This window comes from Candidatus Solincola tengchongensis, assembly GCF_015711935.1.
Taxonomy (GTDB): domain Bacteria; phylum Actinomycetota; class Geothermincolia; order Geothermincolales; family RBG-13-55-18; genus Solincola_A; species Solincola_A tengchongensis.
The window spans coordinates 1-15,320 of record NZ_MU158681.1 but is presented as its reverse complement, the minus strand read 5'-3'; the positions used below and the strand labels follow the sequence as shown (position 1 = coordinate 15,320).

The following is a 15,320-nucleotide window of genomic DNA, read 5'->3' as shown; positions in this document are numbered from 1 at the left end:
TCGGGCCCCGCACCGATTTCTCGGATTTACCGGTTTCTCACCCTTCTCCCTCCTCCCCCAACAGGCATCCGAATTTCCATTAACGGACAAGGGGGCTTTCAGAATCCGAGGATGGCTTCAAGCTCACTTTTAAAGTCTCCAAGCCCTCTTCCTGGATTTGTGTATTCCCCGGATGCCGGGGCTGCGGAAAGCTCCTTCCCCCCGAGCTCGATCTGCGCTCACCTCGGAACGCGGCAGGGATACCGTGCGCCCCGGGTTCTATTCCTGGTCGTGGCGGGGGTTTTTCCTCACCACCTTCATGGCGTTGGTGACCGCCACGGTGACGTCGGCCTTGAACTGGCTCTCCAGCTCGTTGACCTTGGTGTAGACATAACCCTTGTCGGTGACCACGTATTTGGGGGGCAGATGGTTGAGGGCCAGAGCCTTGATGTCCATCCTGCATCGCTCGCATTTACAGACGTCGTCCCGGCGGGAAAGTATTTCCTCCAGGGTCGTATCGACGACCTCCTCCATATAGTTCTTAAAGAGCACCTTGGAACCTCCTTGCCGATCTTCCTTTAGATGATAGTATAACGCTTTTTCGGGCAGTGGCTCGAACTCCTTCAACCGTAAGGCGCGATCTCGGTAGAGGAGCCCTTCCCTGAAGGGGACGGCGCAGGCGAGCAGGGCTTGCGCCTTGCTGAAGGGAGAGCGTCTCTCCTCCACCGCCGGCCGCGAAAGGCAGGGCTGCCTCCGCCCCGTCCGCCCGACCCCGATTTCCGACCTCCATTGGACTACCGCCATGTTCATGCTCCGGCCTTCTAGCGGAAGCCCCCTGCGGTCGAAACGCGCATCGCCGGTTGCGCGGCACAAGCGGTGCCGGCTCAGTTCGTCCGACCCGGTTTGCAGGCCTCGACCTCGAGGCGGTAACTGGGAATATGTACCATGCCCTCCGCGTCGGGAGGGCACTCCTCGAGGTAGCGGTCCACCATCCGGTATATGAACTCCTCCCTCTCCTCCTCCGGGATACGGAGGGTGAAAGGAAGCCATGTGGTGCGTATATGCCCGGCCAGTCCCTCCCGGCCTCGAAAAGCGATGGGTCTTTTCACCAACTCAACCCGCACGGGCCGCAAACCGGCCTCCGAAAGCCAGGCCCGGTATTCCTCCGGATCGTGAAACCCGAACCCTCCCGACCAACGGGAGAAATACCCCCTCCACCTCCTGCTCATGATGAGTTCCATCAGTATCGCCTCCAACCTCCCCAGCTCCCCTCTCCCCCTCATGCGGAGGTATGCCCTTCCGCCCGGTCGAAGGCTGCGCTCGATGCGGGAGAGGACCGGCCTGTGGTCGGGGATCCAGTGCAGGCAGGCGTTGCGTCGCGAGGGCTCCAAAAGACGCTCATAATACCACGGTTAGAACGGACCCGAAGCCGGCTAGCCGAGACGGCCAGCTACCCCTTCGACAAAAGCCCATAACGCAGCGGGTCAAACCGGTATGGACGGTAATATGTGAAACCGGACGGACAATGTCCTGGACACTCCCCAAGCAATTGACAGGTTTAAGGAGCTCTCGACATGCAGCGGAAGAGACCTTCCCGACGCCCTGATGCAGACCAAACTCATGGGAAGTACGCTCTTTCGACGGAAATGTGACGAACATGGAGAAGAAGTTCTCCGGTCGAGGGGCGGACCCCGCTCCCCTCCGAAAAGGGATTTTTTAAGGAGAACGCCGTCTCGTTTCGTCAGACACTCCAGGGACCGAAAAGGTCAAGAAGTCGCTCCGCATCCTGGCAAAGCAATCAAAGTCGAAGGAACAAGGGGGTGATCTTTGCTGGACGAAATCATAACAACTCCGGCGTCGGAGGCGAAGGCGACAGAAGACTTGGGGGGATGATAACCCGGCTGTTGATGGCGCGCCTGTCTTATGGTGACCGTAAATGTTATAATTTCTTCTCGCGCGCGAGGACCATTCCTGCTCCCGGACGGGCCGGGAGCCGCTTAGACCGGAGGAGGTGATCATGCGCGAGTACGAACTCATGTACATCGCCCGCCCCAACCTGGAGACCGCCCAGTACGAGGCGCTCCAGGAGCGGGTGACCGGCCTCATCGCCCGGGACGGAGGAGAGCTCACCGGGATGGAGGTGTGGGGCAAGAGGAAGCTGGCCTACCCCATCAAACACGAGACGGACGGCTACTACGTCATCCTCACCTTCAAAGGCGGTGAGGCTCTGGTGCAGGAGCTCAACCGGGTGCTGTACATCACCGACGAGATCCTCAGGCACAAGATCTTCCGCCTGGACGTGCGCAAGTAGTCGCCGGCGGGACTTGTCACTGCCTCGTCCTACAATCACCTTGTCCGTCGGGAAAGTACGGCAAGGAGGAGATCATGGCCGGATTGAACAGCGTGGTGTTGATAGGGAACCTGACCCGCGACCCCGAGCTGAGATACACGCCCAGCGGGGTACCGGTATGCACCCTACGCCTGGCCGTGAGCCGCAACTTCCCCAACCAGCAGGGCGAGGTGGAGGCGGACTACTTCAACGTCATCGTCTGGCGGAACCAGGCGGAGAAGTGCGCCGAGTACCTCACCAAGGGGCGCCAGGTGGCGGTCACCGGAAGGCTGCAGAGCCGCAGCTGGGAGGGCGCGGACGGCCAGAAGAGGTCGACCATCGAGATAGTGGCCGACCGCGTGGTCTTCCTCGGACGCAGGGACCGCGCCGACGACATGGTCGCCGACCTCACCGAGGTGAGCCTCTCCGAGGACAGCGACCTGGATGCCGACCTGGAGCCCAGGGTGGAGGACGAGGTGGTCTTCTGATCCGCGAGGATCTCCCGAGGCACTGAAAAAGCGTCGCGGATGGAGTAGAATAACACACGAAAAATCTCATCGGGAGGAGTGGAATGAGTTCCAATCAGAGCAAGAAATCGTCCTCCAAGGACAAGAAGGCCAAGGAGGGCTACGGCCGCAAACAGCGCAAGAAGGTCTGCTACTTCTGCTCGGAGAAGGTGGATTACATCGATTACAAGGACACGAACCTCCTCAAGAAGTTCCTCTCCGAGAAGGGCAAGATACGCCCCCGGCGGGTGACGGGCAACTGCGCCCAGCACCAGAAGCGCCTGGCTCTGGCCATCAAGAACGCCAGGGAGATGGCCCTCATCCCCTACACCTCGCGCCAGGGGGAGATAAAATAGTAGCCACAGCAGGGAGATGCCTTCCCATGCCTTTGATGAGCGGCCGCATGTGCCGCCCTGGATAACGGAGGCCGTGATACATAGGAAGTCGAGGAGCAGCCTTGAAAGTCATTCTCATCGCCGACGTCGAAGGTCTGGGTAGCCGCGGGGAGACCGTGGAGGTCAAGGACGGCTACGCCAACAACTACCTCATCCCCAAGGGCCTTGCCGTCCGCCGCACCAAGGGCAAGGCCAGAGAGGCGGAGCAGCTGGCCAAGGAGAAGATGGCCAAGGCCGACCGGGAGCTACGCCGGGCGGAAGAGGCCGCCCAGCTCATCTCCGGGAGGACCTTCGAGGTTACGGCCAAGGCCGGGGAGGAGGGAAAGCTCTTCGGGACCATAACTCCCAAGGACATCGCGGAGCTGATCAAAAAGGACCTCGACCTGGAGATCGACCGCAAGAAGATTCACCTGGACGAACATATCAAGAGCCTGGGTTTCCACGAGGCCCGCGTCAAGCTGCATCCCCAGGTGGAAGCCATAATACACCTCAAGGTCGTGCCGGAGTGAGCCGGCTACCGTTCCTCTCGACGCGAGGAGCGGATGGGGGAAAGGGGATGTCATGAGCACGGTTGTGCAGGCCTTCGACCGACACGATCAGCTTCCCCCGCACAGCCTGGAGGCCGAGCAATCGGTGCTCGGGTCCATGCTCCTTTCAGCGGATGCCGTCATGGAGGTATCCGAGATACTGGACCCGGAGGACTTCTACAAGGAAGCCCACGCCATCATCTACCGGGCCGCGCTCCAGCTCTTCGCCTCCGGGGAACCGGTGGACCCCGTGACCCTGTCCGAGGCCCTGCGCGCCCAGGGGAACCTGGAGAGGGTGGGCGATCGCCCCTACATCATGAACCTCATGTCCACCGTGCCCACTCCGGCCAACGCCAGATACTACGCGGAGGTGGTTTCCAAGCTGGCCGTGTACCGGCGCCTCATCGAGGCCGCGGGGAAGGTCGCCGCCGTGGGATACCGCGCCCCGGAGGACCTGGTGGAGGCCCTGGACGAGGCGGAGGACATCATCTTCAACGTCGCCCAGCGACGCAGGCGGGAGAACATCAAGCCTATGAAAGAGCTCATGGAGGCCACCTTCGAGGACCTGGAGCAGATCGCCGAGGGCCGAAAACAGACCGGTATTCCCACCGGCTTCACCGACCTGGATGAGCTCACCCAGGGACTGCAGCCCTCGGACCTCATCGTCATCGCCGCCCGCCCCTCCATGGGCAAGACCTCCCTGGCCCTTAACATCGCCGACCATGTGGCGGTTGAGGAGGGGATACCGGTGGCCATCTTCAGCCTGGAGATGAGCGCCCAGGAGGTGGCCAGGCGCATGCTCTGCTCGCGTGCCCGCGTGAACAGCCAGAAGCTGAAATCCAGCTTCCAGGACGACGAGATCTGGGAGCGCCTCTCGGAGGCCGCCGGGGACCTCGCCTCGGCCTCCATCTTCATAGACGACAGCGCGGACATCGGGATCATGGAGCTGCGCTCCAAGCTGCGCCGGCTGAAGTCCCAGCACGACATAGGCCTGGTGATCATCGATTACATCCAGCTCATGAGCTCCGACCGGCGGCTGGAGAACCGGGTGCAGGAGATTGCCGCCATATCCAGAGGCCTGAAGGTCATCGGCAGGGACTTCAACATCCCGGTCATCGCCGTCTCGCAGCTCTCACGCGAGCCCGAGAAGCACAACCGAGAGCCCATCCTCTCCGACCTCCGGGAATCGGGAGCCATAGAGCAGGACGCAGACCTTATAATCTTCATCCACCGCAAGGAGGTCTACGACCCGGACAACGACGAGTACAAGGGGAGGGCGGACGTGAAGGTGGCCAAACACCGCAACGGCCCCATCGGTCCGGTGAGGCTGACCTTCCAGGCCCAGTACGCGCGATTCCTCAACTACAGCCCGCGCCGCGGAGAATGACCGGACCAAGCGAGTTTTTTCTGTGCCTCATCCGGGGAGCGTGAATATCGCAAAGATTCCTTCCCATAATCCGCCGCTACGGTTCTCACATCCTCGCGCGGTTGACGCTTCCCGACGACAATCTCCGAAACCCACTCCTTGCCTCTCTTTACCGGGGTCGATGCAATGCAAACCCGGCAATCAGCGCGATCGATGCCGGGGGTCACGCCTTTTCGCTCCTACCCATCTTGATCCTCACACGAGGCTTTAAGCGGCGCACCCATATGTAATTTCTTTCCTTGTCTCAGGCTCCCGATCCGCTTCAGACCGGAAAGCACAGGCATGGACCAAGAGGAAAAGAGGAAGGTGCCGGCCGTCCGAAAGCGCTTGCCAACCACCGGGCGAAGCTCGATCATCGCCGATCGGCGACGCCGTCACATGAGGGACCTGATCCTCACACGCACAATGCGGGAGGAATTCCGTTCACTCCCGTTGCCCGCCCCCCAGGACCTCCCTGGCCAGGTCGATGTCCAGTGGGAGTAGGCCGCCCTCCTCAAGGTACAGCGACAACGCTCCCTGCGGGCAGTTCTCCACGCAGAGCTCACACCCGTAACAGCTCTCCGCGCGATAGACGCGCTCTCCGTCCCTCATCTCCACGGCGCCGAAATTGCAGACCTCCGCACATCTCCCGCACAGGCGGCATTTCTCCGCCTCATGCCTGACTTTGTACCCGGAAGGCGCGTACTGCGAGAGGCTCTCCGCTCCCTTTATCTTCCTGGTGAGCGCCGTAGCCCGCATACTCACGCAGCAGCGCGGGCAGCAGTTGCAGATGACCCCCATGCTCCCGCCGGTAGCCACCTTGAAGAAGGCCTGGTTGATATGCCCCTTGCGCCGGTGCTCGTCGATGATGGCCAGGGCCTCCTCCCGGGTTATGCGACGCACGTGATACTTCTGACAATGCTCCAGCCAGAAATCCACCAGCGGGCGGCCCACGGCGATGCAGGAGGCCACCGGCTGGCAGGGGTCGTCCAGTTCCAGCTTGCAGGGGCAGTCCATCACCGCCAGATGTGTCGGCTCGCGGAGGATTATCTTGTTGGCGTACTTGAAGGGGATGATGCGCTTGCTGGTGTCCGGTCCCAGCATCACCGTTTCCTCCAGGCTGAGTATCTTGTTGAGGTCTCTGCGGGAGAGCACCTTGGCGTGATAGCGCTCGAATATGAACTTGGGTATGTGTTTGGTGGCCTCCAGGCGGGAGAACAAAGCCACCACCGCCTTGGTGAGATAGAGGGCTCCCTTCACGTAAAGGTCGTAGAAGACGAAATAGAGGTAGTTGTGCACGGCGCGGTCCACACGCCACCCATGCAACTTGAAAATCCTCTTGGTCGATTCCTTCATCCTCCATCCCTCCCCTCATCCTGGCTCATCAATAGTCATGATGTCTTGCCTAAGTTCCTGAGCCTTCCCGGCCAATCCGTGATTGGGGATGGCCTGCGGCTCGTTTCTGGCCCGATTCTTTTGCCCGCAATGGAGCCGCTTTTCGCCGACCGGACTGCCAGGACGCTCTTCCCATCGCCTCGCTTTCCAGGCCGTCCCTCGATACCGGCCTCCCTTAAGCGGTCTGGGATTGGATCCCGCAAGGAAACCACCGCGCCTTCGGGCCGGCTGACGTGTTCGAGCCCGCATCGTCAATCTCGTCGGACATGCTTCCTACACCGGCAATCCTTCCTCCCTGACCCACTCCGCGAAGGGACGTGCGGGGGGAAGGCGGAGCTCCCCCGGTTCTAGGTCCTCACGGATGGGATAAGCGCCGAAGCGGCGGACGGCTTCCACCAGGGCGCGCACGTTTTCAACCGGGCTTTCCACCGGCACCAGGTTCACAAGGAGGACGAACCTCCCTTTTCCCGCCCCTTCTCTAAGGATGGCACAGACCCTATCCGTTATGTGTTCCGGGCGAATCGTCTCGATAAGTTCGGGCCGGAAGTTGAGCATGAGACATACCTTGTTGCTATCGGCGTAACGGCGAAAAAAGGGGATCCCCACCGCCTCGTAATCCTCGTTCCACACCAGGAGGAAGAGGGGCCGAAGGGAAGGGAAGGGGTTGCCCTGGAGAATCATGCGCATCTTGATCTCCAGGACCTCAAGCGGGTCGCGCACCGAACCCTCTCCCCAGCTCCCGGTGTCCAGGACGGTACGCAGGGGCGAGGAGGTGGCACGGATGACCTTTTCCACATAGGGGAGGCAGAACTCCCTCACCATCTCCGTGGTCATGTTGGGCTGTGAGGCCCAAGCGTCGGACATGACCACCAGGGACGTGTTGGTGACCTCCGCCATCTTGTGTATCCAGGGCACGACCACCTCCATGCTCAGGAATTCCATGATCCGGTGGACGAAGTCCGGGTTGCGGCGCATGTCGCGGATGATGTTCACGTAACCCCGGATAAGCACGGCCATGGTGAAGGGAGAACAGGCATATACCATGGGCGGGACACGCATTATCTCCATGTACCTCTTGTAGGCCTCCAGGACGAAAGGCATGCGACCGTCCTTGCCGGGCACGGGGGGCCTCAGGCGCCGGAAATCGGTCTCGCTCCCGATCAACGGGTGAGCGGAGTCCACGTCGGGCTCGCTGCCCTCCCGCCATATGAGCTTCTGGCCGAGGGCCTCCAGCTCTATATTGTAGAAATCGAACACCGGAGACCAGAAGTCGAAACCGAAATAAGAGGCCATGTTCCACGAGGCATGGATGAAAGGTTGGGCCCGGGTGAAGAAGATCCGCGCCGGTATGCCGTGCATGGCCATGGCGTAGGTATAGGGCTGGACGATGAGCGGCACGCGGTCGGGAGTCCCATATATCCCGGCGATGACGCGCTGGTAGCCGTCGAGACCTCCCATGTGCAGCCCCCGGGAATAGAGGACCGCTTTACCCAGCTTGGCCGCGTTGCCCATGAGCATCCCAATCTTTTCGAAGGAGGCCATTCAACCCACCCCCAGGATCGAGTCCATCAACCTCACGGCCGCCGCTGCATCCTTTGCGTAGCCGTCGGCGTCGATGACCGCCGCGTAATACGCGGTAACAGCCGCCCCTCCCACCACCACCTTCACCCGTTCCCGCACCCCGGCTTGGACGAGGAGGTCGATGACCTCCTTCATTCCCCGCATGGTCGTGGTCATGTAGGCTCCAAGACCGAGGATGTCTGCCTCTCGTGACCGTACCTCCTCCACGAACCGAGCGTGGGGAACGTCCACGCCCAAGTCGACCACCTCGTAGGCGGCGCAGCGCAGGAAGGCCGCCACGATGTTCTTGCCCAGGTCATGCGCATCCCCCTCCACGGACCCTATGACCACCAAACCTTTTCGGGGTGTTTCCCCGGGCTCGAGGAGAGGCTCCACTCTCTCCATGACCACCTTGAAGGCCTCGGTGGCCAGGATGACGTCAGGCAGGAAGAACTCGCCATCCTCCCATAACCTTCCCGCCTCATGGATAGCGGCCACCGCCCCCATCTCCAGGATCTCAACGGGAGACACTCCCTCCTCGAGGGCCCGCACGGTGAGCTCCTCGGCCCTCAATTCGTCCCCCTCCAGGACGGCGGACATCAAGTCTCGAACCGAACCCATTTCCTGCCTCCCCGCCTTTACCTGCTAAGCATCGCCAGCCTGAGAATCAAACGTCTGCCGCAGGGGATAGACTGATTCGCCGTTTTCCGAAGCCCGATTCCACCTCTAACCGCGCGGACTCCGCAGGTATTGATCGCGCCACAGAGCCTCTCATCCCCTTACCGTCCGTCAGGAGCGCGGTTCCTCGCCTGCCGAGAGATGTTCCTATTCTCGCCCGTCCGGGCGTCCTCGTTCAAGCCTTTCGGCCTCTTCCATCCTTTTAAGCAATCCTCCGGACAGGGACGGCACCTTGAAATGTGCCGGTCTCGCTCCCGACCAAGGCCGAGAACATGGCCCAAGGCCAGCTGACAAGGGTGGGACATGAAAGGTGGGCGTTTATCTTCCGATTAAGATTGAAAACATGGTGTTGAAAATCAACCGACATGGTCGGCACATGAAAGGAGGGGTTCTCACGGTTGGAAATCCATGTTGCGAGCCTTCCGGGATGAAAAGTTCCTGAAAACAGCGCCACGGAGGCCATGCCGTCGGAGCGGGTCCTGCAGGGTCGAAAGAGGCCTGCGTTTCACTCCGTCATTTCGTCAGGCCAGAAAGCTCACCGGATGAAAGGCTATTTCTTCTCTCGATCTGAGAGACACGGCACACCATCCGGTCCGAGGAAAGAGCCTTTGAGTTCGGTATGAAGACAGGTGCTGTATCGTTTCGGTAGACGCTTTTTAGGTTGAAATGTGTCGAGAGGCCAACCCGTCATCCTTACAAAACAAGCAAATCAACAGAATTAAAAGGTCATCTTTCTTGGCGAATGAAATCCTTTTACGTCCGGCGGAAGGAACGAAGGGGGAGGAGATAGAGGAAAGGGTTACCAGACTTGTCCTCGAGCTGGGACGGGCCATACTCAAGGCCTCGCCCGTGGAAAGAAGAGGAATGTCGTGGTAAGCTCCTTTAGAAGAAGCCCTGCAGTGAGGAATGCGACCATCGGGGCACAGGTCTGGAGGTTTCTCGAAAGGCAGAACGGGCAATCCCTGGGGTGGACGATTGACCGGTCTATTGGGAAGGGCGATACCAAGAATACATAGTTACCAACAATTTCCATAAATGAGCGGAATCGTGATTGAGGGCGAGTTTATGATGTGAGCATCTCCGGTGAGATACGAAGCCCTACCATGGGAATATCCCGGAATCGCTCCTTGGCGAGGATATGCTTTTCGAGATCCTCCCGCGGAGCGAATCCGGCGTTCGTGCCGTGCGGGCGAGACAAACGGGCTCAAGCGGAGAGCCGGCCCAGGAATCGACCTTTAGGTCGGAATAGGAGGATCGTCAAAAGTTCCGTGTATATCAACCAATCATTTAACAATCTTTAACGTCGGCCACGGTGCCGGAATAGGAGGATTTTTAAAGCTCCAGGCGTATCAAGGTGAATGGAGCAACCCGCTCCGGGATCATGTTGAACTGTCGCCACGCTGAGCCACGGGAAGCAGAACCAGCGAGCATGAACGGAGCCGCCCCAATGATTGAGAACGCCTCCAAAAGGGAACGCAAGAAGACCGAAAACCGTCAGGCCATCCTGCGAACCGCCGAGGAACTCTTCTCCGGGAAGGGTTACCGGGAAACCACCATGCAGGAAATCGCGGAGAGGGCCGGGGTAGCCAAGGGGACCCTCTACCTCTACTTCCGCAGCAAGGAGGAACTCTACCTCACGGTGTGCGTGCGGGGCGTCTCCGGCTTCGGGGAAAACCTGGAAAAAGCGCGCGCCGCGGCCAAGGGGGTGGAGGAGAAGATCAGGGCCGTGTACCTGGCCTATATAAGACATTCGCTCAAGCAACCTTCCGTCTTCCGCGTGCTGCGAGACACGTTCCTCGAGCAGGTACGGAAGAACCTCTCCCCGGCCACGGTGAAGGAGGTCTCGTCGATAATCGGCGATTGGCTGAAAAACGAGAGCGAGCTGGTCAGGGACGGCATCGAACAGGGCCTCTTTGACCCGGGCCTCGACCCCTACCACTTCAGTATCCTGGCCTGGAGGACGGCCACCGGCCTGGTGGAGCTGGCGCTCCTCCAGGACCCCATAGTCATCGAGAGAGCGGGCCTGGAGAATCTCTTCGAGGCGTCCATAGACATCCTCCTGCGGGGAATAAAGCGGCTTCCGGAACAGCCGGGCAACATGTGAGACCGAAGGGCCGTCATCCTCGCACCGCCCCATATTCCCTTCCAAATCCTCACCGAAATCCTAAGAACCCCTATCCGCCTTCTCCACTCCCCCTCCTGCAGCCCGGTTTAAAGTCGAGTGGGTTGGATAAATAAAAACATAAAAGGCACATCGATATAAGGTGGCAACGGTACTCCGGAGAGGTCTCCAACATAGAATCGCTCTCAAGAAAACGCAAATCGTTCGCGGACCAGAAAGACGGTCGAGCGAACCCAGAGGTTGACAAAAAATGACCGCGGTCATATCATACAAATATCGGTTAAAAGTCCGGCTTCATTCCAGGGGAGGGAGTAATCGCCAACACCGGAAGCTGCTCATGCGGAGAAAAGTCTTCATGCCCTTACCATCTCCAGCAGCGTGAAGGCGAGACAAGGTCATTCAAAACACCCACACGCGGTGAGGTGTGCATACCGGACACGAAAGGCATCGGAAGGCGGCAAAACGAGCAGCCCGAAGAACGCAGCGACTTATAAGAGCCGGGGCCATTTCCGCGTGGCGATTACCGTGTCTCCGGGGCACGAGTACCGGGTGCGGAAAGATAAGAGCGTGGAGCACATGAGATGGAGGTACGCCGCGGGGTCTTGCATAAGGGGCTCCGGCGGCGGGGACCGGATTGGATGAGGCACCGTAAGATGGTATTTTATTCCATTCAGCAACTACGCATCCGCGGGGAGAAACGGGGGTCTTGAACAAGGCGCTCGTCGAGAGGTGAAACAAAGAGCCGCAAGGCGGGTCTTTGGGACGAGGGAGCGGACGAAGGAGGCACGGATGAGGACCATCGACGACTTCACGCGACCGTTGGAATACGTATCCCCCATGGACGGTCTCCTGGGCTCCATCTTCCGTGACTGGGTGGAGAAGGAGGTAATACCTTACCGGCGCCAGTTCGACGAGGATTACCGCGAGCATCACCTAATCCACCCGCCCTTTAAGAAACTCCTCGGCGAGTACGGCCTGCAGCGCATGATCTTCCCCGAGGACCTTGGCGGATGGGGTATGGGCCGTTCCCACTACATGTGTACCGCCGCCTTCCGCATGTTCGAGGAGATAGCCCGCGCCGACACGGGGATGGCCCTGGCCTTCGGGGCCCTCTTCTGGCCCTTCCTGTTCATCGCCCTTGAGCCTCACGAGAACCGGCGCCTCCTCGAGGAGTTCGCCCCCATGTTCTGCCAGACCACGGAACCGGTCTTCGCCGCCCTTTGCATGACCGAGCCACAAGGAGGCTCGGACATCGAGAACATCGAGATCGTCAGGGGCAGCACCATCCGCACCACAGCCGTGCTGGACGGCGACGAGTGGGTCATCAACGGCCACAAGCTGTGGCCTTCCAACACCGGCGGCCTGGCCAGGCTCATGGCCGTGGTCTGTACAACCAACCCGGGATCCGACGATCCCCGGGACATCGCCGTCATCTACGTGACTTCGGACACGCCCGGGGTGACCCAAGGCCCTCCCTACGAGAAGGCGGGGATGGCCGCGGATATGAACTCCGACGTGTGGTTCGAGAACGTCCGCGTACCCTCCTGGTACCGGGCATGCGGACCCGGGGACGACGCCAAGTACTTCGGGGAGATCATGTCCACCGGCAACATGGGCATCATCGCCTGGATCTCCGGGGCCATGATGAACATCTACGAGCGGCTCACGGAGTTCGTAAACCGCAAGAAATACCGCGGCCTGCCCTTAAAGGAGAACGACGCCGTAGCCGGAATCCTGGCCGACTTCGCCGCCAACATCGAGGCCATCCGCATCGTGGGCTACCAGTGCGCGCGCATGTGCGACCGCCACGACCTCTACGGCCCCCTGTGGGACCCCGGGTTGGTGGCCAAGATGCGCGCCCAGCGCTACCTGGCCATGGACCGCTTCATCGAGGTCACGGGCCGGGTGATGAACCTCATGGAATGCTTCGGGACCGACCGTGAATGGGACGTGGAGAAACACTGGCGTGACCTGAAGATCCTCCAGCTGGTGGAGGGATCCAAGCAGCTCTGCCAGATCGAGACGGCACGCTGGTTTTATGAATGCCAGACTCTTTGACGCAGCGGAAAGCCTAATGGAGGGCCCGTTTAAAGGGGCTTGCGGACGAGGAGTTTATAAAGCCGGTAGAGGTCACGTGATCCGCGAGCATGTTTGCGGGGTGAAGGAAATTCGGTGAAGGGACTTCAGCGCCTGGTTCCTGGGTCTTGTGATCGGCGAGCGCGTCAGCGGGGTGCAAGGAGGGGTGCGGGGAGCAAATGGAAGAAGAGCATCATCGTGGGTGGGGTGACGAGGTTCCCGTTCCCGAAGACGGTCCCTTCTTCGTGGACGGGTAGGAGATGAGGAAACGGACGGTCCGGCAAGAAGCCTTAAGCCGTGCAGGCATCGAGAGACTGCGGAAAGGGGGTGCTCATGAACGATCTGGAACTTTTTCCCTACCCGAAGAACCGCCTCCAGAAGACCGATCTGGATCTGGCGGCCAGCCTGCAGAACCTGGTGCAGAAGGAGATCGTGGACAAGCGCCTGGAGCTCAAGGAGGACTATGAGGGACTCCTCAAGCCCAACCTGAGGAAGCTCCTGGTGGAGATTGGCCTGCAACGCATGTTCTGGCCGGAGAGCCTGGGAGGAGAGGAGCACAACGGCCCCGAGGCCGCCTACACCGTGGCCGCCGCCCTGGAACAGGTGGGCCGGGCGGACACCGGGCTGGCATACCTCGCGGCGCACAACCTGGCCCTGCAGGCGGCGCTGGCCATGCGTGAGAACCTAGACACGGAGGCCTGTGCCCGTTTCGCTCCCCTCTTCTGCGACGGCCGGGGACCGGTAATCGTGTCCTTCCTCCTCCCCGTCTTCGGCGAGGACGGGAAAGCCCCCACCTGGCGTGGCAAGAGTTTCCAGGTAAAGGCCAGAGCCGCGTCCGGCTCATGGATCCTGGACGGCAGGGGTGTGCGACCCACCTGCTCCGGTGTCGACGCCGACCTCTTCGGGGCCTGGTGCGCCGTGGAGAACGAGGAACAACCGGCCTTTATCCTGGTCCCCGGTGTCGCTTCCGGACTCTCCCGCGGGCCGGAGTTCAAGAAGACGGGGCTGGCGGCCAGCCGTAACGCCGACCTGGACCTCTCCGGGGTGCAGGTGCCTCTCGAGAACTGCCTCTTCCGCGGCGAGACCGAATACCGCCGCCTCCTCTCCTGGCTCTACCTGGGAATCTCGGCCACCGCCGTGGGTGGCCTCCTGGCCGCTTACCAGATCCTCAAGGAATGGGGGGACAACCGGGTCATCAAGGGGACCGGCAACGTCTTCAAGGAGAACCCGCTCACCGGAGCCCTCATGGGGGAGATTGCCCAGGACATCTCCATGGCCCGCCTCCTGGCTTATGACCTGGCGGGCATGCTGGCCGACCCCCCCTCCTTCGGGGACGCCGGCTCGGACGGTGTGTTCACCGCGGCCCTGATGATAGTCCACCAGGTGCTGGCAACCGCGGAGCGGGCCATCCATCGCACCATGGAGCTCATGGCCTCGGCGGGATACGCCAAGGAGTGGCAACTGGAGCGGTACTGGCGGGACCTGAAGACCGTGCAGTGCTATGTGGGCTCCCACGAACTGGCCAAGCACGACTTCGCCCGCTGGTTCTACGGCGCCAGGACCCTCTGAGGGGGGGTGATCAAAGTGCGCGGCATCGACGTCTTCAGCCGTCCCCTGGAGTACCTCACCCCACTGGGCGAACAGGTGGGGGAGATCATCCGGGAGTGGGTGGAGAAGGAGGTCATACCCTACCGCCGAGAGTTCGACGAGGACTACCTGGAGCACCGCCTCATCCTCCCGCCCTTCAAGAAGTTGCTGGGCGAGTACGGCATCCAGCGCATACTCTTCCCCGAGGACCTGGGGGGCTGGGGCCTGGGCCACTCCGATTACCTCTGCGTGGCCGCTTTCCGGATGTTCGAGGAGATCGCCCGCGCCGACTCCGGGATGGCCGTGGCCTTCGGGGTGGTCTTCTGGCCCCTGGTGCTCATCTGCTGCGAGCCCCACGTCAACCGGCGCCTGTGCGAGGAGTTCGCCCCCATGTTCACCGGGACCACGGAGCCCGTCTTCTCCTGCCTGGCCATGACCGAGCCGCAGGGAGGGTCGGACATAGAGAACGTGGAGGTGCTCAAGGGGAGCACCATCCGCACCACCGCCGTGCGGGACGGCGACGAATGGGTCATCAACGGCCACAAGCTGTGGCCCACCAACACCGGCGGGGTGGCCGACCTCATGGCCGTGGTCTGCACCACCAATCCCGGCTCCCGCAACCCCGAGGACATCGCCATCATCTTCGTGCCTTGCGACCGCCCCGGCGTGACCCAGGGCCCGGCCTACGAGAAGGCGGGCATGGCCGCGGACAAGAACGGCGACATCTGGTTCGAGAACGTGCGCGTCCCCCTGTGGTACCG

General features: G+C 61.1%; 14 protein-coding genes. 9 read left to right on the top strand and 5 right to left on the bottom strand.

Annotated elements, in window-relative coordinates; genetic code table 11:
• Positions 1–258: 258 nt before the first annotated feature.
• Together H7007_RS13045 and H7007_RS13040 are read right to left on the bottom strand one after the other, a co-directional pair.
• Positions 259–531: a late competence development ComFB family protein gene (locus H7007_RS13045; protein WP_287155776.1), complete on the bottom strand. Its 273-nt coding sequence runs from the start codon at positions 529–531 to the stop codon at positions 259–261.
• A gap of 332 nt (positions 532–863) precedes the next feature.
• Positions 864–1,370, bottom strand: coding sequence for a class I SAM-dependent methyltransferase (locus H7007_RS13040; RefSeq protein WP_287155775.1), 507 nt, complete (start codon positions 1,368–1,370; stop codon positions 864–866).
• A 626-nt stretch (positions 1,371–1,996) separates the two neighbouring features.
• Here H7007_RS13040 and rpsF point away from each other — a divergent pair.
• The 5 genes from rpsF (at position 1,997) to dnaB (ending at position 5,123) form a co-directional block, all read left to right on the top strand.
• Entirely contained in the window at positions 1,997–2,290 is a 294-nt protein-coding gene (rpsF, locus tag H7007_RS13035) for a 30S ribosomal protein S6 (protein ID WP_287155774.1), read from the top strand.
• 74 nt (positions 2,291–2,364) lie between these two features.
• A complete protein-coding gene (locus H7007_RS13030) occupies positions 2,365–2,796 on the top strand; it encodes a single-stranded DNA-binding protein (protein WP_287155773.1) in 432 nt (143 codons plus the stop codon).
• 83 nt (positions 2,797–2,879) lie between these two features.
• The gene (gene rpsR, locus H7007_RS13025) at positions 2,880–3,170 is read left to right on the top strand and encodes a 30S ribosomal protein S18 (RefSeq protein ID WP_287155772.1); all 291 of its coding nucleotides are present in this window, start codon (positions 2,880–2,882) and stop codon (positions 3,168–3,170) included.
• Between the two features lie 101 nt (positions 3,171–3,271).
• A complete protein-coding gene (rplI, locus tag H7007_RS13020) occupies positions 3,272–3,718 on the top strand; it encodes a 50S ribosomal protein L9 (RefSeq protein ID WP_287155771.1) in 447 nt (148 codons plus the stop codon).
• A 52-nt stretch (positions 3,719–3,770) separates the two neighbouring features.
• Positions 3,771–5,123, top strand: a complete 1,353-nt coding sequence (dnaB, locus tag H7007_RS13015; protein WP_287155770.1) for a replicative DNA helicase — start codon at positions 3,771–3,773, stop codon at positions 5,121–5,123.
• Between the two features lie 462 nt (positions 5,124–5,585).
• Here dnaB and H7007_RS13010 read toward each other — a convergent pair whose 3' ends face one another.
• The 3 genes from H7007_RS13010 to H7007_RS13000 form a co-directional block, all read right to left on the bottom strand.
• A complete protein-coding gene (locus H7007_RS13010; RefSeq protein ID WP_287155769.1) occupies positions 5,586–6,497 on the bottom strand; it encodes a 4Fe-4S binding protein in 912 nt (303 codons plus the stop codon).
• A gap of 312 nt (positions 6,498–6,809) precedes the next feature.
• Positions 6,810–8,078, bottom strand: a complete 1,269-nt coding sequence (locus H7007_RS13005) for a uroporphyrinogen decarboxylase family protein (protein ID WP_287155768.1) — start codon at positions 8,076–8,078, stop codon at positions 6,810–6,812.
• On the bottom strand, positions 8,079–8,717 hold the full coding sequence (locus tag H7007_RS13000; RefSeq protein WP_287155767.1) for a cobalamin B12-binding domain-containing protein: 639 nt from the start codon (positions 8,715–8,717) through the stop codon (positions 8,079–8,081).
• Between the two features lie 1,504 nt (positions 8,718–10,221).
• Between H7007_RS13000 and H7007_RS12995 the strand changes: the two genes are divergently transcribed.
• From H7007_RS12995 to H7007_RS12980, 4 genes are all read left to right on the top strand, one after another.
• Positions 10,222–10,878, top strand: coding sequence for a TetR/AcrR family transcriptional regulator (locus H7007_RS12995; RefSeq protein ID WP_287155766.1), 657 nt, complete (start codon positions 10,222–10,224; stop codon positions 10,876–10,878).
• An 807-nt stretch (positions 10,879–11,685) separates the two neighbouring features.
• Positions 11,686–12,954 (top strand): acyl-CoA dehydrogenase family protein, encoded by a 1,269-nt coding sequence (locus H7007_RS12990; protein WP_287155765.1) that lies wholly within the window; start codon positions 11,686–11,688, stop codon positions 12,952–12,954.
• Between the two features lie 351 nt (positions 12,955–13,305).
• On the top strand, positions 13,306–14,541 hold the full coding sequence (locus H7007_RS12985) for an acyl-CoA dehydrogenase family protein (RefSeq protein ID WP_287155763.1): 1,236 nt from the start codon (positions 13,306–13,308) through the stop codon (positions 14,539–14,541).
• 6 nt (positions 14,542–14,547) lie between these two features.
• Positions 14,548–15,320: acyl-CoA dehydrogenase family protein (locus tag H7007_RS12980; protein ID WP_287155762.1), on the top strand; the 773-nt coding region annotated here is incomplete at its 3' end.